Below are 26574 nucleotides of genomic sequence, written 5' to 3'. Positions count from 1 at the left end.
CTGCGGGTGCTACTCGGTGGGGGCGCCGGACGGCGCGGCGGCGCGAGACGCCGCGTCGTCAGGAGCTTGGGAACCGGCCGTCGTGCCGGAGCGGCGACGACCGGACGTGGTGAGCCGCGCGAGCCGGCGCGGCAGCGAGGCGAGCCCGGCCGGCAGCACGAAGAGCACGGCCAGCAGGATCACGCCGGAGATGAGGGCGGTGCGCGAGGAGTTCACCTGACCGGCCAGCACGGGGACGAGCACGTAGTACAGCGCGCCGAGCGCGGTGCCGACGATGCTCGCCGAGCCGCCGATCACCATGGCGGCGACCAGGTTGATCGAGGTGGCGAAGGTGAGCGTCTCCGGCGAGGTGTACTGCACCACGGCGAGGTACATGAAGCCGGACACCCCGCCCAGCAGCGAGGCGATCGTGAACGCCAGCACCTTGGTGCGGTACGGCGAGACGCCCATGGACAGGGCCACCGCCTCGTTCTCCTTGACGATGCCGAACGCCCGGCCGATGCGCCCCCGCACGAGGTTGCGGACCAGCGCGAACGCGATGCCGGCGATCACCAGCACGACGTAGGCGCGCCACTGGTCGTCCGCGAGGCCGCTCCAGCCCGGCGCCTCGAGGAAGGTGACGACCTGGCCCTGGGACCCGCCGGTGAAGCCGTCGAACCGGCGGGCGAGGGGCACACCGACGATGGGCAGGGCGATGGTGATCATCGCCAGCGCCAGGCCGCGCAGCCGGGCCGCGGCGAGCGCGACGAGCATCCCGACGACGGCGGGGATCAGCGCGCACAGCACCAGCGACAGCAGCAGCGGCCAGCCGTGCAGCACGCCGTACGCGGCGATGTAGGCGCCGAGGCCGAGGAAGGCGCTCTGCCCGAGCGACACCTGGCCGGTGTAGCCCATGACGACGTTGAGGCCGAGCAGCGCCACGGCGAAGACGGCGATCAGCGACAGCTGGTAGTTGCTGTACGGGGTGGACACCAGCGGGAAGACGACGAGCACGACGACCACCGCCGCCAGCGCACCGAGGCGCACCCACCGGGACTCGAGGAGCTTGGTCATCAGACGCGCACCGTGACCTTCCGGCCGAAGAGGCCCTGCGGCCGGACGACGAGGATCACGACCACGGCGATGAACGGCACCGCGATCTTGAGGTCGTCGCCGATGAAGTCGACGTACGCGCCGGCCAGGTTCTCGATGACCCCGATGAACAGGGCGGCGACGACCGCGCCGACCGGGGAGTCCAGGCCGCCGAGGATCGCCGCGGCGAGCGCGTAGACGAGGATGAAGTCGAGCATCCCGGGGCTGATGAACAGCTGCGGGGCCACGAGCACCCCGGCGATGGCGCCCAGCGCGGCGGCCAGCCCCCAGCCGATCATGAGCAGGCGGCTGACCGGGAGGCCCGACAGCGCCGAGGAGTTCGGGTTGTCCGCGACGGCCCGCAGCGCCAGTCCGAGCTTGGTGGCCCGGAAGAGCACCTGCAGCGCCACCATCACCACGAGCAGCACCGCGATGGTGCCGATCGACCGCAGGCTGATGAACACCCCGCCCAGCTGGAGGGTCCGGTTGGGGAACAGCGACGGGAACGGGTGCGGCTCGTAGCCGAAGAACAGCGCCGAGATGCCGGTGAGCAGCACGAGCAGCGCGATGGTCGCGACCACCGCGGTGTCCGGGTCACCGCCCTCGAACCGCCGCATGACCCCGCGCTCGAGCAGGCCGCCGAGGACGAACCCGCAGGCGATCGCCACGAGCAGCGCCAGGACGACCGGCGTGCCGGCGCGCACCAGCGCGTACGCCGCGAAGGTCGCCAGGACGGCCATGCCGCCCTGCGCGAAGTTGATCAGACCGGTGGAGCGGTAGACCAGCACGATCGCGAGTGCGAGCGCGGCGTAGATGGCCCCGTTGGACAGGCCGTCCACCAGGACCTGGATGAAGTGAGACACCTAACCCCCCAGGTACGCGCGGCGGACCGCGTCCATGCCCATGAGCTCTTCCCGGCTGCCGCTGAGCGCGACCCGGCCCGTCTCGAGCACCGTGGCGTGGTCGACCACGGAGAACGCCAGGTTGGCGTTCTGCTCGACGACCAGCATCGACACCTGCGCCTCGCGCCGGAGCCGCACGATCGCGTCGTAGACCCGGCGGGCGGTGCTGGGGGCCAGCCCCAGCGACGCCTCGTCGAGCAGGATCAGCCGCGGCTTGGCCATGAACGCCCGGGCCACCGCGAGCATCTGCTGCTCGCCGCCGGACAGCGCCGCGGCGTTCGACCGCACCCGGTTCTTGAGGTTCGGGAAGAGCTCGAGGCAGTAGTCGATGTCGGCGGCGATCTGCTTGCGGTCGCGGCGCTGGTAGGCGCCCACCAGCAGGTTGTCCCGCACGCTGAGCTGGCCGATGGTGCCGCGGCCCTCCGGCACGTGCGCGATGCCGAGGTGCGCCGTCCGGTCCGGGCCCAGGCCCGAGATGTCGCGGCCCTCGAACAGGATCCGCCCGGTGGTCCGGACGGTGCCGCTGATGGCGCGCAACGTGGTCGTCTTGCCGGCGCCGTTGGCGCCGAGCAGACCGCTGGCGCCGTTCTCCTCGAGGGTCAGGGACACCCCGTGGAGCACCTGCGCGTGGCCGTAGGAGGCGGTGACGTCCTCCAGCTCAAGCAGCGTCATCGTCGACCGCCTCCTTGCCCAGGTAGGCCTCGATGACGCGGGGGTCGGACTGGGCCTGGGCGGCCGTGCCCTCCATGAGCTTCGCGCCGTGGTCGAGGACGACCACGTGGTCGGTCAGCGCCGAGATCAGCCCCATGTGGTGCTCGACGATGACGATCGTGAGATCGAGCTCGCGGCGCACGGAGCGGACGGTCTCGATGAACGCCTCGACCTCGCCGTGCGACAGCCCGGCGGCCGGCTCGTCGAGCAGCAGCAGCCGGGGGCGGGAGACCAGGGCGCGGCACAGCTCGATGTTCTTGTGCAGGCCGTGGGACAGCTCGTCGGCAGGCAGGTCCGCGGCCCAGCCCAGCCCGGTGCGCTCGAGCAGGTCGCGCGCGGTCGCCCGGGTCTCGCGCTCGGCCCGGCGGGTCGACGGCAGGCGCAGCGACCACGAGACGGGGCCACCGGGCAGCTGCGAGTGCGCACCGAGCATGACGTTGTCCAGCACCGTCGCGTCCAGCCGGAGCGCCGGGTGCTGGAACGTCCGTGCCAGCCCGTGCCCGGCCATGCGCCAGGCCGGGGTCCGGACCGTCTCGGCGCCGTCGACCAGGATCGAGCCGCCGCTGGGCTGGTAGTGCCCGCTGATGCAGTTGAACAGCGAGGTCTTCCCCGCGCCGTTCGGGCCCACCAGGCCCAGGATCGTGCCGCGGGCCACGTCGAACGAGATCCCGTCGAGCACGGTGATGCCACCGAAGCGGAGGGTCACCTCCCGCACGCTCAGTGCCGGAGCGGTGTCGTCCGCGTGAGTCGTTCGATCCATCCTGCCTCGTCAGTCGTCGTTGACCAGAGGGGCGTGCCCCCGGCGATGCGTCCGCGTGAAGGTACGCACAGCCGTCCGGGCAGGGACAGCATGGGCACGACTTGTTAGCGAGACGTGACCAAGGCCGTGCCACATCGGGTCATCTGTCGCAGGAGCTCCTTCCGGAGCGGGCCGGGCGACCCGGGACGGCCCCCGCGTCGCCGCTCCGGGCCGGCGGGGCGCCTAGCCTGCTGGCGGTGGCGGATCCTGCCGGCCGCCCGGGCAGGCGGGCCGCACCGGACCAGCCGGGACGACGACGGTCCCGGTGGAGGGAGACCCGATGCGCCCCGGTGCACCCGCGGACGACTGGGCCCGGCGGGCGGCGGTGCACAGCTCCGCGGGTCTCGCGGTCGTCGACGCCGACGGCCGGTTCCTCGCGGCCAACCCGGCCGCGGCGGCGCTCTGCGGGCTGGACGGTGCGCCGGTCACCGGCGTCCGCTCTCCCTTCCGCCCCGGTGGGGGCGACGGAGGAGAGCTGGTGACCGGCTGGGAGCCGGCGCCGGGGGAGCGGCGCGAGTTCGCCTACGTGGTCGACCCGGTGCCCGGCGCCGCCGAGTGGGTGGTCTGCTTCCGCGACGTCACCGCCGAGCGGGTGCACCAGCGGCGGCTGGCCGCCATCGCCGGCGCCGCCGCCGAGGTGGCCGCCCGGCGGTCGCTGTCGTCGACCCTGGAGGTGCTGGCGCACGAGGTGCTGCGCAGCGACGGGCTGGCCGGCGTGCAGGTGCTCACGCTGGACGCCGCCCGCGAGCGGCTGCAGGTGCTCGGCGCGGCCGGCTTCGGCCGGGAACCCGACTTCTTCGAGAAGCTCGTCCTGGCCCGGGACCGCGGCGCACGGCTGCGGATGCTGGACGCCTTGCGCACCGGGGAGCCGGTGGTCGTGCCGCACCGCTACGAGGAGTCGACGCAGCACCCGGCCTGGGAGCCGCTGTGGGACTTCCTGCGGCACCCCCGGTGGGACACGTTCGTCAGCGTCCCGCTGGTCATCCGCGGGGAGCCGGTCGGGGTGCTCAACGCCTTCTTCGCCCCCGACCAGACCGTCGGCGACACCGAGCTGGGGTTCCTGGTGACCATGGCCGAGCAGGCGGCGCTCGCGGTCGACCAGGCCGAGCAGGTCGAGCGGGAGGGGGAGCTCGCCCGCCGGGAGGAGCGGCAGCGGCTGGCGCGCGACCTGCACGACTCGGTCGTCCAGCAGGTGTTCTCGATGATGATGCAGGCCACCTCGCTCGGGGTGCTGGTGCAGCGCGGGCTGCCGCCGACGCCGGAACGGGTGGCCGAGGTGGCCGGCGACCTCGCCGCCGTCGCCGAGGCCGTGCTGCAGGACCTGCGGGGCATGGTGGTCGAGCTGCGCCCGGTGGCCACCGAGGGGCAGGGCCTGGCGGCCGCGCTGCGCTCGTTCTGCGCGACCACCGGCGCCCGCACCGGGCTGGCCGTGGAGCTCACCGTCGACGACCCCGGGGACGTCGCCCACCGGCTCGGCGCGGACCTGGTCGAGGACGTCTACCGGGTGCTCGCCGAGGCGGTGCACAACAGCGTGAAGCACGCCGGCGGCAGCCGGGTGGACGTCGGCGTGACCGTGGTGGCCGGCGCGGGCCGGCCGGGCGTGACGGCGACGGTCGCCGACGACGGGCGCGGGATGGCCGCCGCGGGCACGGCCGGGCACGGCCACGGGATGACCGCGATGCGCGAGCGCGCGGCGAGGTGGGGAGGAGTGGTGCAGGTGGACCAGCGGGAGGGTGGCGGCACCCTGGTCCGGTTGGCGGTGCCGGCGGCGGTCCCGGTGCGCACGGTGCCGGCCGACCACTGGACGGCGAGCCGGTGACCGGCGCGCCGGTCGTGCGGGTGCTGGTCGTCGACGACCACGCCGTGCTGCGCCGCGGGGTGGTGGCCTACCTGGAGGCGCTGGAGGACGTGGAGGTCGCCGGTGAGGCCGACGACGGCGCCGCGGCGCTCGTCCGGCTCGCGGAGCTCACCGCGGCGGGCGAGCAGCCCGACGTCGTCCTCATGGACCTGGTGATGCCCGGGATGGACGGCGTCGCGGCCACCGCGGAGATCGGCCGCCGGTTCCCCGACGTCAAGGTCGTGGTGCTCACCAGCTTCGGGGAGAGCGAGCGGGTGCGGGCGGCGCTGGACGCCGGGGCGTCGGGCTACCTGCTCAAGGACGCCGGCCCGGCGGAGGTCGACGGGGCGCTGCGGGCGGCGGTCGCCGACGAGGTGTTCCTGGACGCGGCGGTGACCCGGCAGCTCACCCGGCGGATGCGCACCCCGGACGCCGGGGTCGGCGGGCTCACCGCCCGCGAGCGGGAGGTGCTCGTGCTGGTGGGGGAGGGGCGGTCGAACCAGGAGATCGCGGACGCGCTGTGGATCAGCGAGCGCACCGCCCGCACGCACGTCAGCCACCTGCTGCAGAAGCTGGGCGTCGCCTCCCGCACCCAGGCGGCGCTGCTCGCCGTCCGGGAGGGGCTGGTCGAGCCCGGCCGCGGCTGAGGTGTCCCGCAGCGGCCCGGCCGGCGCCCGTGCGGGGCGCCGGCCGGGGGCGGTCAGTTGCGGCGGTAGCCCTCGCGGGCGAAGTCGGTGAACGGCGCCGGTGCCACGGTGGCCCGGATCTCCCGCTGCACGTGCTCCTCGACCTGCGGCTTGGCGGTGTTGGGCTGCTCGCCCCAGAGCACCGTCACCTGCGTGCCCGGCGTCGCCACCTCGGCGTCCACGGTGGCCAGCGAGACCATCACCCGCTCGTTGGCCAGGTAGCCGCAGTCCAGCGACAGGCCCACCTGGCGGCCGTCCAGCAGCACCTTGTCCTCGTGGTGGGTCGCGTACCGCGCCTTGGGCAGGTCGATGAACTTGGCGCCCGGGCCCGGCCGGTACAGCGAGCCGATGGCGTCGGCGACGTCGTCGGCGTCCCAGACCAGGGTGACCTTGGTGCGGTGCGGTCCCTCGGCGATCCGCTCGAGCGCCTCCCGGCCGACGAAGTCGTGGTCGAACTTCACGCTGCGGCCGTAGCCGAGGTCGTAGGGGGTGAGGGCGTAGCCGTCGGCGTCCGCCGGGTCGTTGCTGCCGCCGAGCGAGCCGACGGACTCCAGCGGCAGCCACTCGCGGTAGGCCTGCAGCAGCGGGTCGTCGCCCAGGACCGCCGGGAAGGGCGCGGGCACCCACGCCGACTCCAGGTTGGCGGTCGAGTACGCCTTCGCCCCGGCGCGCACCAGCCCGTGGTCGGCGCCGGCGGTGAGCAGCGCCTGCAGCACGTCCTCGCCGTCGGCCCACGGGCCGAACAGCTCGAACCCGGGCTGGCCGGCCATGCCGTGGCGCAGCCCGTGCACCCGGTGATCGGCGATGGTGAACTCGGCCATCTGGAAGAACTTCGTCTCCGGCACCGGGCCGCCCGTGACGGCCTCCATCAGCGCCGGTGAGGTGGGGCCCTGCAGCTCGTAGCGGTAGAAGCGCGGCGGGCCGGAGCGGCGGACGGCGGAGTTGTCGTCGCGCTCGGTGGTGGCGTCGTAGCTGCCGCGCTCGAGGTGGAACTGCACCCAGTCGAGCACGAACGGGTGGCCGACCAGGTCGAACAGCTCGTCCTCGAGGTGGAAGAGGATCGCGTCACCGATCAGCTGGCCCTGCGGGTTCACCGCGATGAACTGCTTGGCCCGGCCGACGCCGAAGTTCGCGAAGGTGTTCACGCCGACGTCGCTGAGCAGCCGCAGCGCGTCCGGGCCGGAGATGAACAGGTCGGTCATGTGGTGCGACTGGTCGAGCAGCGCGCAGCTGTCCAGCCAGGCCCGCTGCTCGCTGCGCCAGTTGGTGAACTCCGGCTGCACGGGGAACGTGTGCGCGCGGGTGGGCAGGTTGCGCAGCAGCTGCACCGGGTCGCCGACCCGGGCGATGGCCTGGGCGAGCGTCTCGGTGGGCGTGCTCTCGGGCTGGGAGGTCACGGCGGAGGGTCCTCTCCTCGGGGGCGGGGCGTCGTGGTCACGCTAGGAACGCCGCCCCGTGTGGCGGAAGCCACGTTCGACTCCACTCGCGATCGGCGGTGTCGCGCGCCGACCGAGACGGACGACGTAGCTCCCCGCGCCCGCGGCTACCTTGCGGTGCGTGACCGACAGCAGCGCACCCCAGGGCACGCCGCTCAGCGGTGCCCGCGGCAGGGAGACGGCCGAGGAGCGGCTGCGGGACGAGATCGCCCGCGGCGACCTGGTGCCCGGGCAGCGGCTGGTGGAGGCCGACCTCGCCGAGCGGTACGGCGTCACCCGCAACGGCGCGCGCCTCGCCCTGGACGCGCTGGCCGCCGAGGGGCTGGTCGAGCGCATCCCCAACCGCGGCGCCCGGGTGCGCACCGTCTCGACCGCCGAGGCGGTGGCGATCATGGAGTGCCGCCTGGTGCTCGACGGGCTGGTCGCCCGCAAGGCGGCCACCGCGGTCACCGACGCGGACGCCGGCCGGCTCGCCGCGCACGCCGACCGGCTGGCGGAGGCGCTGGCCGCCGGTGAGCTGGTGCGCTACTCCCAGCTGATCCAGGAGCTGCACGCGCTGCTGCGGGAGACCGCCCGGCAGCCGGTGGCGGCCGCGCTGGTCGAGCGCCTGCAGGCGCAGATCGTCCGGCACCAGTTCCGGCTGTCGTTGCGGCCGGGCCGCCCGCAGCGGTCGCTGGTCGAGCTGCAGCGCGTCGTGGCGGCGGTCTGCGCGGGTGACGCCGACGCCGCCGAGGCGGCCGCCCGCGCGCACATGGCGGCCGTGATCGCTGCGCTGGAGGCCACTCCCGAGGCCGTCCCGGGGGCGTGACGCGCGATGGCCCCGGAATTGTTGACAATCCGCGCGGGCCGGACCTAGCGTCGGTGGACCGTCCGGCTCAGTGAGGAGCACGCGCATGGCGAGCTACGACCAGACCGGCGTCCGCTGCACCATGATGCGCGGCGGCACCTCCCGCGGCCTGTACTTCGAGCCGGGTGACCTGCCCGCCGACGAGGCCGCGCGCAACGACCTGCTGCTGCGGCTGATGGGCACCCCCGACCCGCGGCAGATCGACGGCCTCGGCGGGTCGACCTCGCTGACCAGCAAGGTCGCGGTCGTCGGCCCCTCCGAGCACCCGGACGCCGACGTCGACTACCTCTTCCTGCAGCTCGGCGTCGACCAGGCCACGGTCAGCGACCAGCAGAACTGCGGCAACATCCTCGCCGGCGTCGGCCCGTTCGCCGTCGAGCGCGGCCTGGTGCCCGGCGCGGACGGCGAGACCACGGTGCGCATCCGCATGGTCAACTCCGACAGCGTCGCCGTCGCCACCTTCCCGACGCCCGGCGGCCGCCCGGAGTACCGCGGCGACGTCGAGATCGCCGGCGTCCCGGGCACCGCGGCGCCGGTGGTGCTGGCGTTCACCGACACCGAGGGCTCCGCGACCGGCGCCCTGCTGCCCACCGGCTCCGTGCGCGACACGATCGAGGGCGTCGAGGCCACCTGCGTCGACAACGGCATGCCGGTCGTCGTCGCGCTGGCCTCGTCGTTCGGGCTGACCGGGTACGAGAGCCACGAGGAGCTCGCCGCCGACGCCGACCTGCTGGCGCGGATCGACGCGTTCCGCACCAAGGCGGGCGCGCTGATGGGCCTCGGGGACGTCACCGGCGGCTCGGTGCCCAAGACCGCGCTGCTCGCACCGGCCCGCGACGGCGGCCAGGTGTGCACCCGCTCGTTCATCCCGGTCACGCCGCACACCTCGATCGGCGTGCTCGCCGCGGTCAGCGTCGTCACCGGGATGCTGCTGCCCGGCGCCGTCGGCCACGAGCTCACCGACGACTGGCCGGAGGGCACTACCCAGGTCGACGTCGAGCACCCGACCGGCCACCTGCTCGTCGACGTCGTCGTCGACGCGAGCACCACCCCGCCGTCCGTGCGGCGCTCCGGCGTCGTGCGCACCGCCCGCAAGCTGTTCGACGGGACCGCCTACCCCCGCTGAGCACCAGCACGACACCCGACTCGAAGGAGAGCCCTGTGCCGCCGCTCCACGACATCGCCCACCTCGCGCACGTCGAGGTCCTCACCCACAAGCCCGAGGAGTGCCTGGACTTCTACGTCCGCTACCTCGGCATGACCGAGAACGGGCGGGACGGCGACTCGGTCTTCCTGCGGGCCTGGGACGACTACGAGAACACCACCATCAAGCTGACCGCCGCCGCCAAGCCGGGCGTCGGGCGCACCAACTTCCGGGCCAGCAGCCCCGAGGCGCTGCAGCGCCGGGTCGCCGCGATCGAGGCGACGGGGCTCGGCAAGGGCTGGCAGGACGGCGACCCCGGCTACGGCCCGGTCTACGTGTTCAGCGACCCCGACGGCCACGAGATGGGCGTCTACTACGAGACCGAGTGGTACCGGCCGGAGGGCGACCTCAAGCCGGCGCTGAAGAACCAGGCGCAGGCCTACCCGGGCCGCGGCGTGAGCGTGCGCCGCATCGACCACATCAACTACCTCGGCGTCGACCCGGTCGCCAACCGCGACTTCGCCGTCGACGTCCTCGGCGGGATGATCACCGAGCAGATCGTGCTGGACGACGGTGTCGCCGGCAGCTGGACGACGTTCACCAACAAGGGCTACGACGCGGTGTGGACCCGGGACAACACCGGCACCGCCGGCCGGCTGCACCACCTGTCGTTCGCCGTCGACAGCCGGGACGACGTCATCCGCGCCGCCGACCTGGCGCTGGAGCACGGCATCCACATCGAGACCGGCCCGCACAAGCACACCATCCAGCAGAGCTTCTTCCTCTACATCTGGGACCCGGCGGGCAACCGGATCGAGCTGGACAACCCCGGTGCCCGGCTGGTGTTCGCCCCCGACTGGCAGCCGATCGACTGGTCGGCCGCGGAGCGGGCCAAGGGCCAGGCGTGGGGCCTGCAGACCATCTCCACCTTCCACACCCACGGCACGCCGCCGGTCGGTGAGGAGCAGGACGAGTCCCAGGAGACCGACCTCGAGGGCGACGCCTACGGGGCCGCCCGGTGACCCTGCGCATCGCCCTGCTCGGCCTCGGCGAGGCCGGATCGGAGATCGCGCGCGACCTGGTGGCCGCCGGCGCCGACGTCCGGGGTTACGACCCGGCGGTGCCGGCGGTCCCCGGGGTGGCCGCCCGCACCGGCGAGGCGGACGCCGTCCGGGACGCCGACCTGGTGCTCAGCGCCAACAGCTCGCACGACGCGCTGACCGCGCTGACCAACGCGCTGCCCGGGCTGCGGCCGGGCACGGTGTTCGCCGACCTCAACACCGCCTCGCCGGGGGTGAAGGTCGCGCTCGCCGAGGCGGCCGGCGCCACCGCCGACGTGGTCGACGTCGCGCTGATGAGCCCGGTGCCCGGCAAGGGGCTGCGCACCCCGATGCTGGTCTCCGGGCCCGCCGCGCAGCGGTACGCCGACCTGCTCGCGCCGCTGGGCGCGCAGGTGACCGTGCAGCCCGGCCCGGTGGGGGAGGCCATCTCCCGCAAGCTGCTGCGCAGCGTCTTCTACAAGGGGCTGGCCGCCGCGGTCGTCGAGGCGCTCGCCGCCGCCGAGGTGGCCGGCTGCGCCGACTGGCTGCGCGGCAACATCAGCGCGGAGCTCGCCGGCTTCGACGACCGCACCATCGACCGGCTGGTCGACGGGACCCACAAGCACGCCCGGCGGCGGGCCGACGAGATGGCCGCCGCCACCGAGCAGCTGACCGAGCTGGGGGTGGAGCCGCGGATCGCTGCCGCGGCCCGCGACCTGCTCGCCGAGCTGCGCGACCGAGAACAGGGAGCACCTGCGTGATCATCGACTGCCACGGTCACTACACGACCGCGCCGGCCGCGCACACCGCCTGGCGCGAGCAGCAGCTCGCCGCCTTCGAGGCCGGCACCGCCGCCCCGGCCTACCCGTCGATCAGCGACGACGAGATCCGGGAGACCATCGAGTCCAGCCAGCTCAAGCTGATGGACGAGCGCGGGATCGACCTGACGGTCTTCTCGCCGCGGGCCTCCGCCATGGGCCACCACCTCGGCGACCCCGCGGTGAGCCTGGAGTGGGCGCGGCGGAACAACGACCTCGTGCACCGGGTGACCACGCTGTACCCGGACCGGTTCATCGGGGTCTGCCAGCTGCCGCAGTCGCCCGGCTCGCCGATCGAGGAGTCGATCGGCGAGCTGCGCCGCTGCGTCGAGGAGCTCGGCATGGTCGGCTGCAACCTCAACCCCGACCCGAGCGGCGGGCACTGGACGTCGCCGGCGCTCACCGACCCGAGCTGGTACCCGTTCTACGAGGCGATGGTGGAGCTCGACGTCCCGGCGATGGTGCACGTGTCGGGATCGGCGACGAAGTTCTTCCACGCCACCGGCGCCTACTACATCAGCGCGGACACCACCGCGTTCATGCAGCTCGTCCAGGGCGACCTGTTCAGCGACCTGCCCGGGCTGCGGCTGGTCATCCCGCACGGCGGGGGAGCGGTGCCCTACCACTGGGGCCGGTACCGGGGCCTGGCCGACATGCTCGGGCAGCCGCCGGTGGAGACGAACGTGATGGAGAACGTCTACTTCGACACCTGCGTCTACCACCAGCCGGGCATCGACCTGCTGCTCGACGTCATCGAGACGAAGAACGTGCTGTTCGGGTCGGAGATGGTGGGCGCGGTCCGCGGCATCGACCCGCAGACCGGGTTCCACTTCGACGACACGAAGCGCTACATCGAGGCGGCCGTGGCCGCCGGCCGGCTCGACGAGCAGGCCCGGGACGACGTGTACGAGGGCAACGTCCGCCGGGTGTACCCCCGGCTGGACGCGGCGCTCACCGCCGCCGGCCGCTGACCGCCCGCGGCGGCCCGCGGGTGCGGGCCGCCGCGACCGGAGGTCAGAGGGTCTCGGGCAGCTGCAGGTGCGCCAGGGCCAGGTCGAAGTCCTCCGTGGCGAGCACCTCGATGCCCAGCGACGGGCCGAACTCCTCGCGGAACACCCGGGCGCCCTCGGCGGCCTTCTCCAGGTCCTCCCAGCTGTCGTAGGCGACGGCGGCCACGGTCGTGCCGTCGGCCGCGCGGGTCAGCGCGCTGACGCTGCAGAAGCCGGGCAGGTCGTCGAGCTGCGGCATCAGCGACAGCCGGACGGCGTCCACCGCCTTCTGCACGGCGTCCGGTGCGGTGCGCAGCCAGGTGACCCGGGTGCAGACGCTCGAGTGCGCCTCGTGCACCCGGTGCATCGCCCCGACGGTCCACTCCTCGACCTCGGCGGTGCCGCGCAGCACCTCGGCGGTGCGGTCGGCCCAGGGGCGGACGGCGTCGCGGCTGGCCCGCAGCACGTCCTCGTCCCGCCAGGACGTGGTCATGATGCTCCGGCCGGTGCGGCTGTTGGCCAGCAGCGACAGGCCGGCGCAGCCGTCCATCCCGCGCAGCGCGGGCATCGCCTCGTCGCGGACGTAGGCGATGCCCGCCTCCACCGCCGAGGGTTCGCCGGAGATCGTCGTCGATCGGGCGTACATGTGCAGCCGCACCTCTTCCAGGTCGGTCGTGCCGGGGTCCGTCGGGCACACGTTCCTCGCCCGCCGGGGCGGCGGCAACCGCCACTCGCGGACGGCGGAAGACCCGGTCCGCGTGCAGCAGCCGGTTCCCCCCGCGAGCCCGCGGTGCTGGACTGGGACCGGCACGGGGGGTGAGGAGACGGACCGATGACCCTCGGCAGCAGCACACGCATCGACCTGCCCGCGGCCGGTGTGCACCACGTCGACACCGCCCGGTCGACGCTCACGTTCACCGGCAGGCACCTGTTCGGGCTGGGCACCGTGCGCGGCACGTTCGACATCAGCGAGGCCCGGGTGGTGGTCGCCGACCCGGTGACGGACTCGACGGTCACCGCGGTGGTCGACCCGGCGAGCTTCCGGTCGGGCCACGCCCGGCGCGACCAGGACGTGGTCAGCCGCCGGTACCTGGACGTCGCGGCCCACCCGACGATCCGGTTCACCTCGACCGGGCTGCGCCCCGACGGCGACCGCTGGGTGCTGACCGGGACGGTGGGCGCGCACGGCCGCGACGTCCCGGTCGAGCTCGTGGTCGACCGGGCGGAGCAGGCCGGCGGCGTCGTCCGGGTGCACGCCCGGGCCGAGGGCCTGGACCGGCACGCGTGGGGCGTCACCGGTGGCCGCGGTCTGGTGGGCCGGCACTTCGCGCTGGACCTCGACCTGGCGCTGGAGGGCGCCGGGCGGGGGTGACCCGGGGATCGCCCCCGCCCGGTCCGGTCAGTTGCTGTTCGGCCGGCCGGTCAGCTTGTCGCGCAGCCGGTCGACCAGCCCGACGCCGGGGCCCAGCGTCTTGTGGAACAGCGGGCTGTGCGGGGCCGACGGGTGCGGCCGGGTCGGCGCGGCCTTCTTCGCCGCCTCGACCTTGGTGCCGATCTCGACCAGCTGCTCCCGGCTGAGGTGCGTGCGCAGCTTGGGGAACTGGTCGGCCTCCTCGTCCTGCACGTGGTCGCGCAGCACCGCCTCCAGCCGGCCGAGGACCTCGAGGAAGCGCGGGTCGGCGGAGTCGACCGACTCCCACTCCTTCATCAGCTCGACCAGCTGCTGGTGCTCGCGGGTGTCGTGCTCGACCTCCTCGGCGCCGTTGGGCAGGTGGTCGCGCATGGCCGGGTAGACGTACATCTCCTCGGCGACGGAGTGCCGCATGAGCTCGGCGATGATCGTGTCGGCGATGTCCCGCCGCTGCTCCGGGTCGGCCGCGGGGATCGCGCCGACGAGGTCGAGGACCTCGTGGTGGTCGGTGGTCAGGATGTCGACGACGTCGCGTCCGTCCGTGCTGGCTGTCATGGGGTGCCTCCGGGGTGCGGTCCGGTCGGTGGTCGTCCGCCCGGTACCCCGGCGTCCGCGGACGTACGCTCGGCGGGGTGAGCCTCACCGCCGGACCGGCCGTCGTCCTCGGGTCCCGTTTCGCCACCGAGCTGCCCGAGCTGGCCCTGCCGTGGCAGGCCGAGGAGGCGCCGGACCCGCGGCTGCTGGTGCTCAACGAGCCGCTCGCAACCGCCCTGGGGCTGGACGCCGGGGAGCTGCGCGGGCCGCACGGCGTCCGGCTGCTGGTCGGCAACGAGGTGCCGCCCGGTGCGGCGCCGGTGGCGCAGGCCTACGCCGGGCACCAGTTCGGGCACTACTCGCCGCGGCTGGGCGACGGGCGGGCGCTGCTGCTCGGCGAGCTCACCGATCCCGGGGGGCGGGTGCGCGACCTGCACCTCAAGGGCAGCGGGCGCACCCCGTTCGCCCGCGGCGGCGACGGGCTGGCCACCGTCGGCCCGATGCTGCGCGAGTACGTGGTGAGCGAGGCGATGGCCGGGCTCGGCATCCCGACCACCCGGGCGCTGGCCGTGGTCGCCACCGGCCGCCGGGTGCGCCGGGAGACGGTGCTGCCCGGCGCCGTGCTGGCCCGCGTGGCGAGCAGCCACCTGCGGGTGGGCAGCTTCCAGTACGCGCGCGCCACCGGGGACGTCGACCTGCTGCGCCGGCTCGCCGACGTGGCGGTCGCCCGGCACCACCCGGCCGCCGCCGGGGCGCCGAACCCCTACCTGGCGCTGTTCGAGGCGGTCGTCGCGGCGCAGGCGTCGCTGGTGGCGCGGTGGATGCTCGTCGGTTTCGTGCACGGGGTGATGAACACCGACAACGTGACGATCTCCGGGGAGACGATCGACTACGGGCCGTGCGCGTTCCTGGACGCGTACGACCCGGCGACGGTGTTCAGCTCCATCGACGAGGGCGGGCGGTACGCGTACCGCAACCAGCCGGGCATCGCGCAGTGGGACCTCGCCCGGTTCGCCGAGGCGCTGCTGCCGCTGCTGGCCGACGAGCAGGACGCGGCGGTGGAGCTGGCGGTCGCGTCGCTGGACGGGTTCGTCGCGGAGTACGACGCCGCCTGGACGGCGGGGCTGCGGGCGAAGCTGGGGCTGCGCGGCACCGGTCCTGACCCGGTGCTCGACGACCTGCTCGCGCTGGTGGCGGCGAACCGGGTCGACTTCACGTCGTTCTTCCGGCTGCTGGGCACCGCCGCGCGGGGGGACGCCGAGCCCGCGCGCCGGGTGGTGCTCGACCTCGCCGGCCTCGACGCGTGGCTCGAGCGGTGGCGGGCGCTCGGCCCGGACCCGGAGCTGATGGACCGGACCAACCCGGTCTACGTGCCGCGCAACCACCTGGTCGAGGAGGCGCTCACCGCGGCGGTCGGCGACGACCTGGCGCCGCTGCACCGGCTGCTCGAGGCGGTCTCCCGGCCGTTCGACGAGCGGCCGGGGCTGGAGCGCTACGCGGCGCCCGCGCCGGAGGACTTCGGCCCGTACACGACCTTCTGCGGCACCTGAGTTCCCCCGGTCACGCGCCCGTGGCGAGGGTGACCGCGTCGACGGCGGTGAGCGCGGCCAGCCAGTCCGCGACCATCCAGATCGCGGCGATCCGCCCGTCGTCGGTGAGGGTGAGGACGTCGATGACCCGCACGTCGACCCACCGCCCGGTCGGGGGGACCGGGCCGGCGGGGGTGTCGAGCGGGCCGACCTGGTTCCCGGCGAGCCGGAAGGCGACCGCGACGGTGCCGCCGGCGTCGACGACGGCGAGCACCTCCCGCTCCGGTTCGGCCAGCGCCTGCTGCATGCGCCGGGCGCGCACCACCAGGTCCCGGGCGGCCAGCGGGCTGCCGTTCACGGTCACCGGGTCGGTGTAGAGCTCCCGGAACCCTTCCGCTGCGGTCTCGTCGTCCGCCGGCAGCGGGTCCGTCCAGAGCCGCAGCAACCGCTCGACGTCGAAGCCCATCGCCCCATGCTGACCGCGCCCCCGGCGCGTGGCCAGGGGGTGCCGCGCGCCCGCGGATCGTGGACCGGAGTCATCGCCTGCTGGACCATGTCCGCGTGGCGAAGTCGGCACGGAACCCCGGAAGTCGAGAGGAGTTGCTCTCGGCTGTGGTGGACCTGCGGGGACGGTCGTTCGACGGCATGGACCTCGTGTCGCTGCGCCTCCCTGCCACGCTCTGGGCGGAGCGGCGCGCGTTCATCGGCGCAGATCTGCGTCAGTCGACCCTCGACGGGGCGCGCTTCAAGCTGTGCGACTTCACGGACGCCGACCTGCGTGGTGCCTCGCTCCGAGGAACGCGCTTCAGCGCCTGCGACTTCACCGGAGCTGACCCGAGGGGTGCGGATCTCCAGGGCACGTCGTTCGGGTCGGTCAACACCGGCGACGAGAGTGGCCGCACGCTGTTGACGAGGATCCGCGTCGACGAGGGCCAGCTCGACGGAGCCATGATCGAGACCGGTACCCACCTGCCGGACGGGTCCGTCGGCTGAGAGCGGGTCACTGCACCGCAAGGTGCATCTGGAGCCGCCCTTGGCGCCAGCGAGGACCGGATGTGCCAGCGCAGTCCCGTCACGCTCTGCGCACGAGCCGGGTCGAGCGTCCTCGGGTCAGCAGACCTGCTCGATGACCAGCAGAGACCTGCGCTGCTCGTCCCGGAACTCGGCTGCGAAGAAGCTCGTGTGGTCGCCTCGAGCCGGCTCTCCGTAGAGGTAGGGAGTGACACGCGCCCGCAGCGCCTCGCGGTCGGCGAGTGCGACTTCACTCGGGCCGTCGGGGCCGTAGAAGAGCAGGACGCGGGTCTCCGCCGAGTTCATGAGCTGGCGCAGGCGCTTGGGAGGAGGGCACTGACCACCGCTGCGCGGATGCCACTCGGCCCCGTCCTCGTCCTGCCAGCAGCGATCCCGGATCGGAGAGGGCCACGAGACCGGACCCGTCTCGCGCACGGTCTCGTCCACCGGGGGCTGCGTTCCGTCCTGCCGGCGGTGTGACCTCACAGCTCCAGCATCGCCTCGTGGACCCGGATCGGCGCGAGGCGTGCTGCATCCGGGTGACCCGGCGCCGCATCGGAGGTCGATGTCCCTGAGCGGCCACCTCAGGGCTGGTCGGTCACGAAGCCCTCGGCCCACTGGAGCTGGTCGACCCGGTACTCGTCGATCAGGAAGTCGTCGGGGTGGCGGCTGAAACCTGGCCGGACTGCGAGCTGGCTGCGGGCACTCTCGGCCAAGGACCTGGTCGAGTAGACGCCGCAGAGCTTGTCGTCGGTCTCGACGTGGTCCATCTCGGGGTCCAGGTCCTCCTGCCCCTCGAGCGGTCGCATGTGCCAGAGCAGGTAGACCTCCACGCGCCGCAGTGCACGCCCTGACCCGCCGCAGCGTCAACCGCGTCCTGCCGTGCGTCGAGTGCATCGTCGTCGAGGCCGCCGACGTGTTGATCACCTGCAACGGCCTGCTGGTCCGCCGCTCGTCGCTGTCATCGGCCGTCTGACCAGCGAAGACTGTCAGACCCCGTCTGTTGGTCACGGGCGTGACGTCGACTGCCGCGCTCGCCGGGGCGCGAACGGCGGTCGGCCGCGCGCCAGGCGCTTCCTTCGACGTGCTCGTCGCCCACCCCGAGGTGCGCTCTGAGCGGCCCACCATGGGGCAGAGCCCGGTCGGAAGCGGGGTCGGTGCCGCTGGGGCCCGGTCAGTGCTGCCAGGTGAGGACGACCAAGGTGTCGCCGTTGACTGACTCCCAGCGCCCGGCCGTGACGACCGATCCGCCGCGGGGTGGACGCGGACTGTCGCTGCTGACGTCGGCTCGGGCGGTCTCCCACGCAACTCCAGCGTCTGCTCCGTCGTGCCAGACGACCCGCGTCTTCTCGGGCAACCCGCCGGGCCAGTAGGTGACCACGGGACAACCGGACTCCACCAGCGACGCGGCTTCCTGGCGCTTCATGCGAGTGGTCCGGCGGCTGTACGTCGTGCCGGTCGGCGCACTCAACCGGCCGCCATCAACCGCATCCCACTGTTCGGCAGAGAGGTCCTGGAGCACGGCGGCACGGTAACGCCCACCCTGTCCAGCCACGCTCTAAGCGGCCCATTCAGAGCGACTTTGGGCGACCCGCGCGACAGGTCATTCGAGCGCGTTTGCTGCGCCAACCCAGCCTGAGCGGCGGCCGGTCATAAGGAAGTCGTACGGAGATTGCAGCTTCAAGGGTTTCCGGACGTGCCATCGGGTTCGGTCGTTCTTCGTGTCTTCGGTGACGAAAAGAGCAATCTGGGCAGTCCACCCGGTTTCGACGACGTTGAACAGGTCGATCACTGAACCGGTAGTGAGTCTGTCGCCGGTCTGCACGAGTGATTGCACTGCGGCCTGCGGCTGAGTCTTCAACGTCTCTGAGGTGACGGCTCGCCTGATGCCGGCGTGGATGTTGATCTGAACTTCGTCGCTGTGCTCCAGATTGTAGGGAAACAGCCTGACCCGGTAGGCGACGGTGGTGGACGGCCGGTCGGCCCATCCCCGGGTGTGGTCGAGGACCCCGTCCATAAGCAGCATCGTCGCGGCGCGTACCGCCCGATCCTCACAGACGAAGTCGATCTCCAAGTGCCACTCGTCGTGCACAGGAGCAGACGGGATCGCCATCCGACGCGGGTGGTTGACCCACTCGATGCGGTCGACCGTGACCGGGACCTGTTCGCACGTTCCCAGTGGTCGCACGGCCGAAGGTTAGCCGCCCAGCCTGGCCGAGTCCGCCAGGAACGCAGACGTGCTCCTGGCGGGCTGGGCTCAATCATCTCTAAGCGCCTTTGGGCCGCCTTCAGAGATGCCTATGGCGAGCGAGCCGGCGCGCTCGGGCGCGGCTCTCTGTTGGTGTTCCGGCGACGGTCTACACGCATCGGCTGGTTGACCAGCCAGAATTGTCAGACCCCCCTTCTAGGTTCTCGGTATGACGCGGACGGCGGGGGTGAGCACTCTCGAGGGTGTGCTCGTCGACTGGGTGATCGAGCACCCGGTCGAGCCGACGCGGCTGCCGGTGGCGTGGCTGTCGGATGAGGACGTGGCCATCGAGTTGCGGCGGTTGCAGGCCCGCCGCGCGCGGGACACCGCGTACGAGGCCGAACTCGTCCTGCAGTTGGCCGGGCTGCGGCCGGCGGCGGCGGATCCACCGCCGGACCATTCGGGTGCCCGGCGGCCGGGGTGGCTGCCGGAGGTGGCGGAGGGGATCAGCGAGTTCGCCACCGCGGAGTTGTCGATGGTGCTCAATGTGGGCCGCGGCACCGCGGCGCACCGGCTGGCGCATGCGCTGACCTGGCGGGACAAGTTGCCGGGGACGTTCGCGTTGCTGCAGCGCGGTGAGCTCGATGAGCGGCGGGCGATCGTGCTGGCGAAGGTGCTGGAGCACGCGACCCCGGATGTCGCGGGGCGGGTGGAGGCTGCGCTGTTGCCGCAGGCCGGTGACCTGTCGGCCACCGGGCTGGAGAAGCGCGCCGCCGAGCTGATGGCCGAGCTGGACCCGGTCGCGGCCGAGGAGCGGCGGGCCAAGGCCGCCCTGGCCGCGGACGTGCGGGTCCACCCCTCACCGGTGGAGGGCCGGGCGACGCTGGCGGTGGACCTGCCCGCCGATGAGGCGGTGATCGAGTACGCGTTCATCAACGACCTCGCCCAGGCCGCGAAACGCGACGGGGACCCGCGGCCGATCGGGGTCATCCGCACCGAGGTCTACACGGCCTGGTTCCGGCGGCTGCGCGCCGCGGGCATGCCGGAGGTGTGCCCGCACCTCACCATCACCGCCGACCTCGCCTCCCTGGCAGACCGGGGTGACCGGCCCGGGGAGATCAACGGGCTGCTGATCACCGCAGCCCACCTGCGGGAGCTGCTCGCCCGCGTGGGTGCGCTGGGGTTGACCGCGCCCGAGGGTGGGTCGCTGTCGTTCGCGATCACCGGCCCGGACGGTGAACTCCTCGCCACGGTCACCGCCGCGGAGTTGGAGCGGCTGGTCAAGCGCGGCTGCCCCGACCACCCCGACGCCGCGTGTAGGTGTGCGGTGCTCGGGCCTCCGCCGGAGACCGAGGCCTACCAGCCCACCGCCAGGCAGCGGGCGTTCGTCACCACCCGGGATCGGCGGTGCCGGTTCCCCAACTGCGGCCAGCGCGTCGGCTGGGCAGACCTCGACCACGTGATCGCGCACTCCTGCGGTGGGCGGACCGACTGCACCAACCTCTGCTGCCTCTGCCGCTCACACCACCGCCTGAAGACCTTCGCCCGCGGCTGGCGGTTCGCCATGACACCCGACGGGATGCTCACCGTCACCACCCCGAGCGGGGTCACCCGGACGACCCGGCCACCGGGCATGCGCGTCCGGGCACCCGACCCACCGCCGCCCGAACCGGGACCACCTAGGCCGGAGAGCCCGCCGTACGACCCGAACGACGACCCACCACCGTTCTGACCGCTGACCCGCCGGGAGGTCGCCATGTCGTCGTGTCGCCACGTCGCTGTGTCGTCATGGCGACACGACAGAAGGCGGCGGGTCAGCTCAGCGGGCGAGCTCGGCGCGGAGCAGGGCCGCAGCGCCGGCGAGGGAGCGCATCTTGCCGGCCGCCGAGGCGCGCGGCAGGTACTTGAGGCCGCAGTCGCTGGACAGCACCAGCTTGTCGACGTCCACGTCGTCCAGCGCCCGCCGCACCCGGTCGGCGACCGTCTCGACGCTCTCCACCTCGGGCGTCGACAGGTCCAGCACACCCAGGGCGATGCCCTTGCCGCGCAGCGGCCGCAGCGTCGCTGGGTCCAGGTGCGACTGCGCGGTCTCCACGCTGATCACCTCCGCCGGCACGTCGGCCAGCTCCGGCAGGAACGAGTAGCCGTCCGGCCGCTCCGCCACCATCGCCGCGTACCCGAAGCACAGGTGCACGTGCACCGGCCCCGGCGCGCCCTCGACCGCGCGGGTCACCGCCTCCGCCCCGTACCGCCGGGCCACGTCCGGCCGCGCCTGCAGCCACGGCTCGTCCAGCTGCACGATGTCCGCACCGGCCGCGAACAGGTCGGCGATCTCCTCGCGCACCACGTCCGCATACGCCAGCGCCAGCGCCCGGTCGTCGCCGTAGTGGTCGTCCTGCGCCTGCTGCGCCATCGTGAACGGCCCCGGCACGGTGATCTTCACGGCCCGGTCGGTGTGCGCCCGCAGGAACCGCACGTCGTCCACCTGCACCGGCTTCGGCCGGCGCAGCTCACCGGTCACCCGCGGCACCGGGATGTCGATGCCCGACCGGTTGCGCACGTGCCCGGGGTCGTCGAGGTCCAGCCCCTCCAGCGCCGTCGCGAAGTGGTTGGAGTACGACTCGCGCCGGATCTCACCGTCGGTCAGGACGTCGAGCCCCGCCTCCTCCTGCGAGCGGATCGCGGCGAGCGTCGCGTCGTCCTGCGCCTCGGCCAGGAACTCCGGCGGCACCCGCCACAGCTCCGCCGCGCGCACCCGGGGCGGGAACTGGTGGCCCAGCCGGTCGCGGTCGATCAGCCAGTCCGGCTGCGGCAGGCTGCCGACGATCATCGTGGGCAGGAAGGGGAGCTGCGACGTCACCCGGCCATCTTGGCTGCCGCGCCCGGCCCCCGCACCACCCCGCCGCACAGCAGCCCCGCGCGCGGCCGCCCACGCTTGTCCCTGTGAGCGCGGTCACCCTAGGGTCGGGAGCCGTCCACCACGGTGGTGGCCGACCCCAGGAGCCGCCATGCCCGACCGCGCCAGCACGCCGCCCGCCCCACCTGCACCAGCCCTGCCCTCGTACGCCAGCGGCACCTCCACCCTGCCGCTGCTCGGCGACACCATCGGCGCGAACCTCGACCGCACGGCCGCCCGGGTCGGCGACCACGAGGCGCTCGTCGAGTGCGCCACCAGCCGTCGCTGGACCTACCCGCAGCTGGTCGACGACGTCGACGCCTGCGCGCTCGGTCTCGACGCGCTCGGCGTGGCCAAGGGCGACCGGGTCGGCATCTGGGCGCCCAACTGCGCCGAGTGGGTGTTCGTCCAGTACGGCACCGCCAAGCTCGGCGCCGTCATGGTCAACATCAACCCCGCCTACCGCACCCACGAGCTGGCCTTCGTGCTGCGCCAGGCCGGCGTCTCCGTGCTGATCGCCGCGCCGGAGTTCAAGGGCAGCGACTACCGCGCGATGGTCGACGAGGTGCGCGGCGAGCTCCCCGGCCTGCGCGACGTCCTCTTCCTCGGCGACCCCGCCTGGCAGCAGCTGATGGACACCGGCCGCGCCGCCGACCACGGCCTGCTCGCCGAGCGCGAGACCCAGCTGTCCGCCGACGACCCGATCAACATCCAGTACACGTCCGGGACGACGGGCTTCCCGAAGGGCGCCACGCTCACCCACCACAACCTGCTCAACAACGGCTTCTTCGTCGGCGAGGGCTGCGGCTACACGGAAGCCGACCGGGTCTGCATCCCGGTGCCCTTCTACCACTGCTTCGGCATGGGCATGGGCAACCTCGGCTGCACCTCGCACGGCGCCACGATGGTCATCCCGGCCCCCGGCTTCGACCCGGCGGCCACCCTGCGCGCGGTGCAGGACGAGCGGTGCACCTCGCTCTACGGCGTCCCGACCATGTTCATCGCCGAGCTGGGGCTGCCGGACTTCGCCGACTACGACCTCTCCACCCTGCGCACCGGGATCATGGCCGGCTCGCCGTGCCCGGTCGAGGTGATGAAGCGGGTGGTCGACGAGATGGGCATGACCGAGGTGACCATCTGCTACGGGATGACCGAGACCTCCCCGGTCTCCACCCAGACCGGCGCGGACGACGACCTCGACCGCCGGACGTCGACCGTCGGGCGGGTGCACCCGCACCTCGAGGTGAAGGTCGTCGACCCGGCCACCGGGCTCACCGTGCCGCGCGGTACGCCGGGGGAGTTCTGCACCCGCGGCTACTCGGTGATGCTCGGCTACTGGCAGGAGCCGGAGAAGACCGCCGAGGTGCTCGACGCCGCCCGCTGGATGCACACCGGCGACCTCGCGGTGATGGACGCCGAGGGCTACCTGAACATCGTCGGCCGGATCAAGGACCTGGTCATCCGCGGCGGGGAGAACGTCTACCCGCGCGAGGTCGAGGAGTTCCTCTACACGCACCCGGACGTCGTGGACGCCCAGGTGATCGGCGTGCCCGACGAGCGGTACGGCGAGGAGCTGATGGCCTGGGTGCGGCTGCGCCCGGACGCCGAGCCGATGACCGCCGAGAGCCTGCGCGCGTTCTGCGCCGGCAAGCTCGCCCACTACAAGGTGCCCCGGTACGTGAAGGTCGTCGACGCCTTCCCGATGACCGTCACCGGCAAGGTGCGCAAGGTGGAGATGCGCGAGGTGTCGGTGACCGAGCTCGGCCTGCAGGCGGCGGCCGCCGTCCGCAACGCCTGAGCGAGGGGTCCGGTCCGTCCAGGGCGCTCGACGCGCCGGGCGCTCAGCCCGCTCCTAGAGTCCGGGGTACCCGGCCGCCCGCCGCGGCCGTCGACACCTGGAGGACGGATGACCGCGCAACGACGCCGGCTCCCCGCCGTAGGACTCGCACTCGCGCTCGGCGCCGGGACGGTGGTGGCCGGGGCGGTGCCCGCCCAGGCCACCGGCCGGTCGGGGCAGCCGTCGCTGGAGGCCCGCTCGGTGCCCCTGCTGCAGGTGCACGGCCGGCAGTTCAAGGATCTGGACCGCAACGGCCGGCTGGACCCCTACGAGGACTGGCGGCTCTCCCCGCAGCGGCGGGCCGAGGACCTCACCAGCCGCATGACGCTGGCGGAGAAGGCCGCGACGATGGTGCACGGCACCCTGCCCACCACGACCACCGGCGTGCCCGGCGGCGGCAGCGCCTACGACCTGGACGGCGCCCGGCGCATCATCCAGACGCTCGGGGTGACCAGCGCGATCTCCCGGGTCAGCGGCCCGGCCGACGAGCTCGCCGAGCAGCACAACACGCTGCAGCAGATCGCCGAGGAGGGCCGGCTCGGCATCCCGCTCACCATCAGCACCGACCCGCGCAACGCCTTCCAGTACGTGGCCGGTGCGAGCGTGCAGGCCGGCTCGTTCTCGCAGTGGCCGGAGACCACCGGTCTGGCCGCGACCCGCGACCCGCAGCTGGTGCGCCGCTTCGGTGACATCGCCCGGCAGGAGTACCGCGCCGTCGGCATCACCATGGCGCTGTCGCCGCAGGCCGACGTCGCCACCGAACCGCGCTGGGCCCGCATCAACGGCACCTTCGGCGAGGACCCCGCCGTCGTCGACCGGATGGCCGCCGCCTACGTGACCGGCTTCCAGGCCGGCCGCTCCGGGATCAACCCCGACAGCGTCGTCACCGTCGTCAAGCACTGGGGCGGCTACGGCGCCCAGGAGAACGGCTTCGACAGCCACAACGCCTACGGCAGGTACGCGACGTTCAGCAGCAACGAGAGCTTCTTCCAGCACCTCGACGCCTTCACCGGGTCGTTCCGGGCCGGTGCCGCCAGCGTGATGCCGACGTACTCGATCATCGAGGGCGTCACCGTCGACGGCCGGCCGCTGGAGCAGGTGGGCGCCGGGTTCAGCCGGCAGATGCTCACCGACCTGCTGCGCGACCGGTACGGCTTCGACGGCGTGGTGCTGAGCGACTGGGGCATCACCAGCGACTGCGACGCCAACTGCGAGAACGGCTGGCCCGCCGAGCAGCGGCCGGGCTTCGCCGGGTTCGGCACCCCCTGGGGCGTCGAGGACCTGCCGGTCGTCGACCGCTACGCCAAGGGCATCGACGCGGGCATCGACCAGTTCGGCGGCACCGAGGCCTCCGCCCCGATCGTCCAGGCCGTGCAGGAGGGCAAGCTCACCGAGGCGCGCATCGACGAGTCGGTCGTCCGCATCCTGGCGCAGAAGTTCCAGCAGGGCCTGTTCGAGGACCCCTACGTCGACCCGGCCGCCGCCGCACGCGTCGTCGGCAACGCGCAGTTCCAGGCCGAGGCCACCGCGGCCCAGCAACGCGCCACGGTGCTGCTGGAGAACGGCCGCACCACCGGGCACGACCGGGTGCTGCCCGCGCGGGCCGGCAGCAAGGTCTACCTGTACGGCGTCGACCGGGCCGCCGCCGAGCGGGCCGGGCTGACCGTCGTCGACCGGCCCGAGGACGCCGACCTGGCGCTGGCCCGGACGTCGACCCCCTACGAGACGCTCCACCCGCAGTACGTCTTCGGCAGCATGCAGCACGAGGGCAACCTGGCGTTCGCGCCCGGCCAGCCGGACTTCGACGCCATCACCGCGATCAGCGCGGAGGTGCCCACCGTCGTGTCGGTGTACATGGACCGCCCGGCGGTGCTCACCGAGCTGCAGCCGCACGTCGCCGGCCTGCTGGCCGACTTCGGCATCAGCGACGACGCGCTGCTCGCCCTCGTCACCGGGCAGGCGCAGCCGCAGGGCCGGCTGCCGTTCGAGCTGCCCTCGTCCATGGCCGCCGTCGCGGCCCAGGCCTCGGACCGGCCGGCCGACTCCGACCGTCCGCTCTACCGGCTGGGCCACGGCCTGCGCTACTGAGCCGCCGCGGCGGGCCCGGGAACGACGAGAGGGGCACGGGGGAGACCCCGTGCCCCTCTCGGGCGTGCTCAGGCGGCCGTCAGCAGCCACCGGCGATCAGAGAGCGGTGACGTTCTCCGCCTGCGGGCCCTTCTGGCCCTGCGTGACGTCGAACTCCACGCGCGCACCCTCCTCGAGCGAGCGGTAGCCGCTGCCCTGGATGGCCGAGAAGTGGCAGAAGACGTCGGGGCCGCCGCCGTCCTGCTCCAGGAAGCCGAAGCCCTTCTCCGCGTTGAACCACTTCACAGTGCCCTGGGTCATGTCGTTCTCTTCTCCGTGCTGGGGTGTCCGGACCAGCAGGTGCCGGTCCGGGGTCGCCGCACCGACCGGCAGGACCGAGAGGAACGTCAGGCAGGGACGACTGCGGACGTTCGAGAACGAAGCAGAGGCACGACAGCGACCGCCGACGACTGTACGTGGTCGACCGCGCTCCGCACAGGGGTGTCCCGGTGCGGAGCCGGCCGCGGGCTCCGGGCCCGTGCCGGGAATCGCCGGCACGGTCCAGCCGTTACGATGCGCAGAGCCCGGCCGTGGGGGTCGGACGTCGCCCGTCGGGCGGCGCCGTCCCCGGTCACGCCGGGGCCGCCGCTCGGTGGTCCCGGGTCCGCGTCGAGGACGGGCTGCCGGACCCCGCGGCGTCGATCCCTCGTCGGATCCGCCGGCTGGGCCGGGGTCCGCCGGAGCGGCCGATCGGGCCGCTGTCCGGGCCGGTCCCCGTCCGAGCACGGGAAACGGTGTCCGGCGTGCAGCCGCGGCCGTCG

At 73.4% G+C, this 26574-nt stretch carries 28 protein-coding genes; 14 read left to right on the top strand and 14 right to left on the bottom strand.

What is annotated here, in order from left to right:
* Window positions 1–9: 9 nt before the first annotated feature.
* The 4 genes from AB0J00_RS15105 to AB0J00_RS15090 are packed head-to-tail and all read right to left on the bottom strand — an operon-like array spanning window position 10 to window position 3390.
* Entirely contained in the window at window positions 10–1053 is a 1044-nt protein-coding gene (locus AB0J00_RS15105) for a branched-chain amino acid ABC transporter permease (RefSeq protein ID WP_357745869.1), read from the bottom strand.
* Window positions 1053–1934: a branched-chain amino acid ABC transporter permease gene (locus AB0J00_RS15100; protein WP_357745866.1), complete on the bottom strand. Its 882-nt coding sequence runs from the start codon at window positions 1932–1934 to the stop codon at window positions 1053–1055. The genes AB0J00_RS15105 and AB0J00_RS15100 overlap by 1 nt, the downstream gene beginning before the upstream one ends.
* A complete protein-coding gene (locus AB0J00_RS15095) occupies window positions 1935–2645 on the bottom strand; it encodes an ABC transporter ATP-binding protein (protein WP_357745863.1) in 711 nt (236 codons plus the stop codon).
* Window positions 2632–3390 (bottom strand): ABC transporter ATP-binding protein, encoded by a 759-nt coding sequence (locus AB0J00_RS15090; RefSeq protein ID WP_357745861.1) that lies wholly within the window; start codon window positions 3388–3390, stop codon window positions 2632–2634. The genes AB0J00_RS15095 and AB0J00_RS15090 overlap by 14 nt, the downstream gene beginning before the upstream one ends.
* Window positions 3391–3763: 373 nt before the next feature.
* Here AB0J00_RS15090 and AB0J00_RS15085 point away from each other — a divergent pair, with 373 nt between their 5' ends.
* Window positions 3764–5302 carry a GAF domain-containing sensor histidine kinase gene (locus AB0J00_RS15085; protein WP_357745858.1) on the top strand — a complete coding sequence of 513 codons (1539 nt, stop codon included), beginning with the start codon at window positions 3764–3766 and terminating at the stop codon, window positions 5300–5302.
* Window positions 5299–5967, top strand: a complete 669-nt coding sequence (locus AB0J00_RS15080; protein ID WP_357745855.1) for a response regulator transcription factor — start codon at window positions 5299–5301, stop codon at window positions 5965–5967. The genes AB0J00_RS15085 and AB0J00_RS15080 overlap by 4 nt, the downstream gene beginning before the upstream one ends.
* A 53-nt stretch (window positions 5968–6020) precedes the next feature.
* Here the strand turns inward: AB0J00_RS15080 and AB0J00_RS15075 are convergent, their stop codons facing one another.
* A complete protein-coding gene (locus AB0J00_RS15075) occupies window positions 6021–7403 on the bottom strand; it encodes an aminomethyl transferase family protein (RefSeq protein ID WP_357745852.1) in 1383 nt (460 codons plus the stop codon).
* Between the two features lie 160 nt (window positions 7404–7563).
* On the opposite strand from AB0J00_RS15075, the gene AB0J00_RS15070 reads away from it, so the two are divergent.
* The 5 genes from AB0J00_RS15070 (at window position 7564) to AB0J00_RS15050 (ending at window position 12262) form a co-directional block, all read left to right on the top strand.
* A complete protein-coding gene (locus AB0J00_RS15070; RefSeq protein ID WP_357745849.1) occupies window positions 7564–8250 on the top strand; it encodes a GntR family transcriptional regulator in 687 nt (228 codons plus the stop codon).
* 85 nt (window positions 8251–8335) lie between these two features.
* Entirely contained in the window at window positions 8336–9415 is a 1080-nt protein-coding gene (locus tag AB0J00_RS15065) for a 4-oxalomesaconate tautomerase (protein WP_357745846.1), read from the top strand.
* A gap of 35 nt (window positions 9416–9450) precedes the next feature.
* Window positions 9451–10455, top strand: coding sequence for a VOC family protein (locus AB0J00_RS15060; RefSeq protein WP_357745843.1), 1005 nt, complete (start codon window positions 9451–9453; stop codon window positions 10453–10455).
* Window positions 10452–11234: a DUF1932 domain-containing protein gene (locus tag AB0J00_RS15055; RefSeq protein ID WP_357745841.1), complete on the top strand. Its 783-nt coding sequence runs from the start codon at window positions 10452–10454 to the stop codon at window positions 11232–11234. Before AB0J00_RS15060 ends, AB0J00_RS15055 begins: the two co-directional genes overlap by 4 nt.
* On the top strand, window positions 11231–12262 hold the full coding sequence (locus AB0J00_RS15050) for an amidohydrolase family protein (RefSeq protein ID WP_357745838.1): 1032 nt from the start codon (window positions 11231–11233) through the stop codon (window positions 12260–12262). The genes AB0J00_RS15055 and AB0J00_RS15050 overlap by 4 nt, the downstream gene beginning before the upstream one ends.
* 43 nt (window positions 12263–12305) lie before the next feature.
* Here AB0J00_RS15050 and AB0J00_RS15045 read toward each other — a convergent pair whose 3' ends face one another.
* Window positions 12306–12926, bottom strand: coding sequence for a hypothetical protein (locus AB0J00_RS15045; RefSeq protein WP_357745836.1), 621 nt, complete (start codon window positions 12924–12926; stop codon window positions 12306–12308).
* A gap of 186 nt (window positions 12927–13112) precedes the next feature.
* Between AB0J00_RS15045 and AB0J00_RS15040 the strand changes: the two genes are divergently transcribed.
* The gene (locus AB0J00_RS15040; protein WP_357745834.1) at window positions 13113–13652 is read left to right on the top strand and encodes a YceI family protein; all 540 of its coding nucleotides are present in this window, start codon (window positions 13113–13115) and stop codon (window positions 13650–13652) included.
* A gap of 27 nt (window positions 13653–13679) precedes the next feature.
* On the opposite strand, the gene AB0J00_RS15035 is transcribed toward AB0J00_RS15040, so the two are convergent.
* Window positions 13680–14246, bottom strand: a complete 567-nt coding sequence (locus AB0J00_RS15035) for a hemerythrin domain-containing protein (protein WP_357745832.1) — start codon at window positions 14244–14246, stop codon at window positions 13680–13682.
* Between the two features lie 77 nt (window positions 14247–14323).
* On the opposite strand from AB0J00_RS15035, the gene AB0J00_RS15030 reads away from it, so the two are divergent.
* Window positions 14324–15775, top strand: a complete 1452-nt coding sequence (locus AB0J00_RS15030) for a protein adenylyltransferase SelO (protein ID WP_357745830.1) — start codon at window positions 14324–14326, stop codon at window positions 15773–15775.
* A 10-nt stretch (window positions 15776–15785) separates the two neighbouring features.
* Here AB0J00_RS15030 and AB0J00_RS15025 read toward each other — a convergent pair whose 3' ends face one another.
* Window positions 15786–16220, bottom strand: coding sequence for a nuclear transport factor 2 family protein (locus tag AB0J00_RS15025; protein WP_357745828.1), 435 nt, complete (start codon window positions 16218–16220; stop codon window positions 15786–15788).
* 95 nt (window positions 16221–16315) lie between these two features.
* Here AB0J00_RS15025 and AB0J00_RS15020 point away from each other — a divergent pair, with 95 nt between their 5' ends.
* Window positions 16316–16747 carry a pentapeptide repeat-containing protein gene (locus AB0J00_RS15020; RefSeq protein ID WP_357745826.1) on the top strand — a complete coding sequence of 144 codons (432 nt, stop codon included), beginning with the start codon at window positions 16316–16318 and terminating at the stop codon, window positions 16745–16747.
* A gap of 117 nt (window positions 16748–16864) precedes the next feature.
* Here the strand turns inward: AB0J00_RS15020 and AB0J00_RS15015 are convergent, their stop codons facing one another.
* The gene (locus AB0J00_RS15015) at window positions 16865–17212 is read right to left on the bottom strand and encodes a hypothetical protein (protein WP_357745824.1); all 348 of its coding nucleotides are present in this window, start codon (window positions 17210–17212) and stop codon (window positions 16865–16867) included.
* A gap of 137 nt (window positions 17213–17349) precedes the next feature.
* On the bottom strand, window positions 17350–17598 hold the full coding sequence (locus tag AB0J00_RS15010; RefSeq protein WP_357745822.1) for a hypothetical protein: 249 nt from the start codon (window positions 17596–17598) through the stop codon (window positions 17350–17352).
* 8 nt (window positions 17599–17606) lie between these two features.
* Here AB0J00_RS15010 and AB0J00_RS15005 point away from each other — a divergent pair, with 8 nt between their 5' ends.
* Entirely contained in the window at window positions 17607–17741 is a 135-nt protein-coding gene (locus tag AB0J00_RS15005; RefSeq protein WP_357745820.1) for a hypothetical protein, read from the top strand.
* Window positions 17742–17939: 198 nt separating this feature from the next.
* On the opposite strand, the gene AB0J00_RS15000 is transcribed toward AB0J00_RS15005, so the two are convergent.
* Entirely contained in the window at window positions 17940–18287 is a 348-nt protein-coding gene (locus AB0J00_RS15000; RefSeq protein ID WP_357745817.1) for a hypothetical protein, read from the bottom strand.
* 81 nt (window positions 18288–18368) lie between these two features.
* Window positions 18369–18839: a hypothetical protein gene (locus AB0J00_RS14995; RefSeq protein WP_357745814.1), complete on the bottom strand. Its 471-nt coding sequence runs from the start codon at window positions 18837–18839 to the stop codon at window positions 18369–18371.
* Between the two features lie 361 nt (window positions 18840–19200).
* On the opposite strand from AB0J00_RS14995, the gene AB0J00_RS14990 reads away from it, so the two are divergent.
* The gene (locus tag AB0J00_RS14990) at window positions 19201–20685 is read left to right on the top strand and encodes a DUF222 domain-containing protein (RefSeq protein WP_357745812.1); all 1485 of its coding nucleotides are present in this window, start codon (window positions 19201–19203) and stop codon (window positions 20683–20685) included.
* Between the two features lie 87 nt (window positions 20686–20772).
* Here AB0J00_RS14990 and AB0J00_RS14985 read toward each other — a convergent pair whose 3' ends face one another.
* A complete protein-coding gene (locus AB0J00_RS14985) occupies window positions 20773–21813 on the bottom strand; it encodes a uroporphyrinogen decarboxylase family protein (RefSeq protein ID WP_357745809.1) in 1041 nt (346 codons plus the stop codon).
* 148 nt (window positions 21814–21961) lie between these two features.
* Here AB0J00_RS14985 and AB0J00_RS14980 point away from each other — a divergent pair, with 148 nt between their 5' ends.
* The gene (locus AB0J00_RS14980; RefSeq protein WP_357745807.1) at window positions 21962–23647 is read left to right on the top strand and encodes an AMP-binding protein; all 1686 of its coding nucleotides are present in this window, start codon (window positions 21962–21964) and stop codon (window positions 23645–23647) included.
* Window positions 23648–23755: 108 nt separating this feature from the next.
* Window positions 23756–25774 carry a glycoside hydrolase family 3 N-terminal domain-containing protein gene (locus AB0J00_RS14975; RefSeq protein WP_357745804.1) on the top strand — a complete coding sequence of 673 codons (2019 nt, stop codon included), beginning with the start codon at window positions 23756–23758 and terminating at the stop codon, window positions 25772–25774.
* A 96-nt stretch (window positions 25775–25870) separates the two neighbouring features.
* On the opposite strand, the gene AB0J00_RS14970 is transcribed toward AB0J00_RS14975, so the two are convergent.
* On the bottom strand, window positions 25871–26074 hold the full coding sequence (locus tag AB0J00_RS14970) for a cold-shock protein (protein ID WP_357745801.1): 204 nt from the start codon (window positions 26072–26074) through the stop codon (window positions 25871–25873).
* Window positions 26075–26574 lie beyond the last annotated feature (500 nt).

Source organism: Modestobacter sp. NPDC049651, from assembly GCF_040659695.1.
Lineage (GTDB): Bacteria > Actinomycetota > Actinomycetes > Mycobacteriales > Geodermatophilaceae > Modestobacter.
Note: the sequence above shows the minus strand (reverse complement) of the source record. Positions and strands in the feature narration are given on the sequence as shown.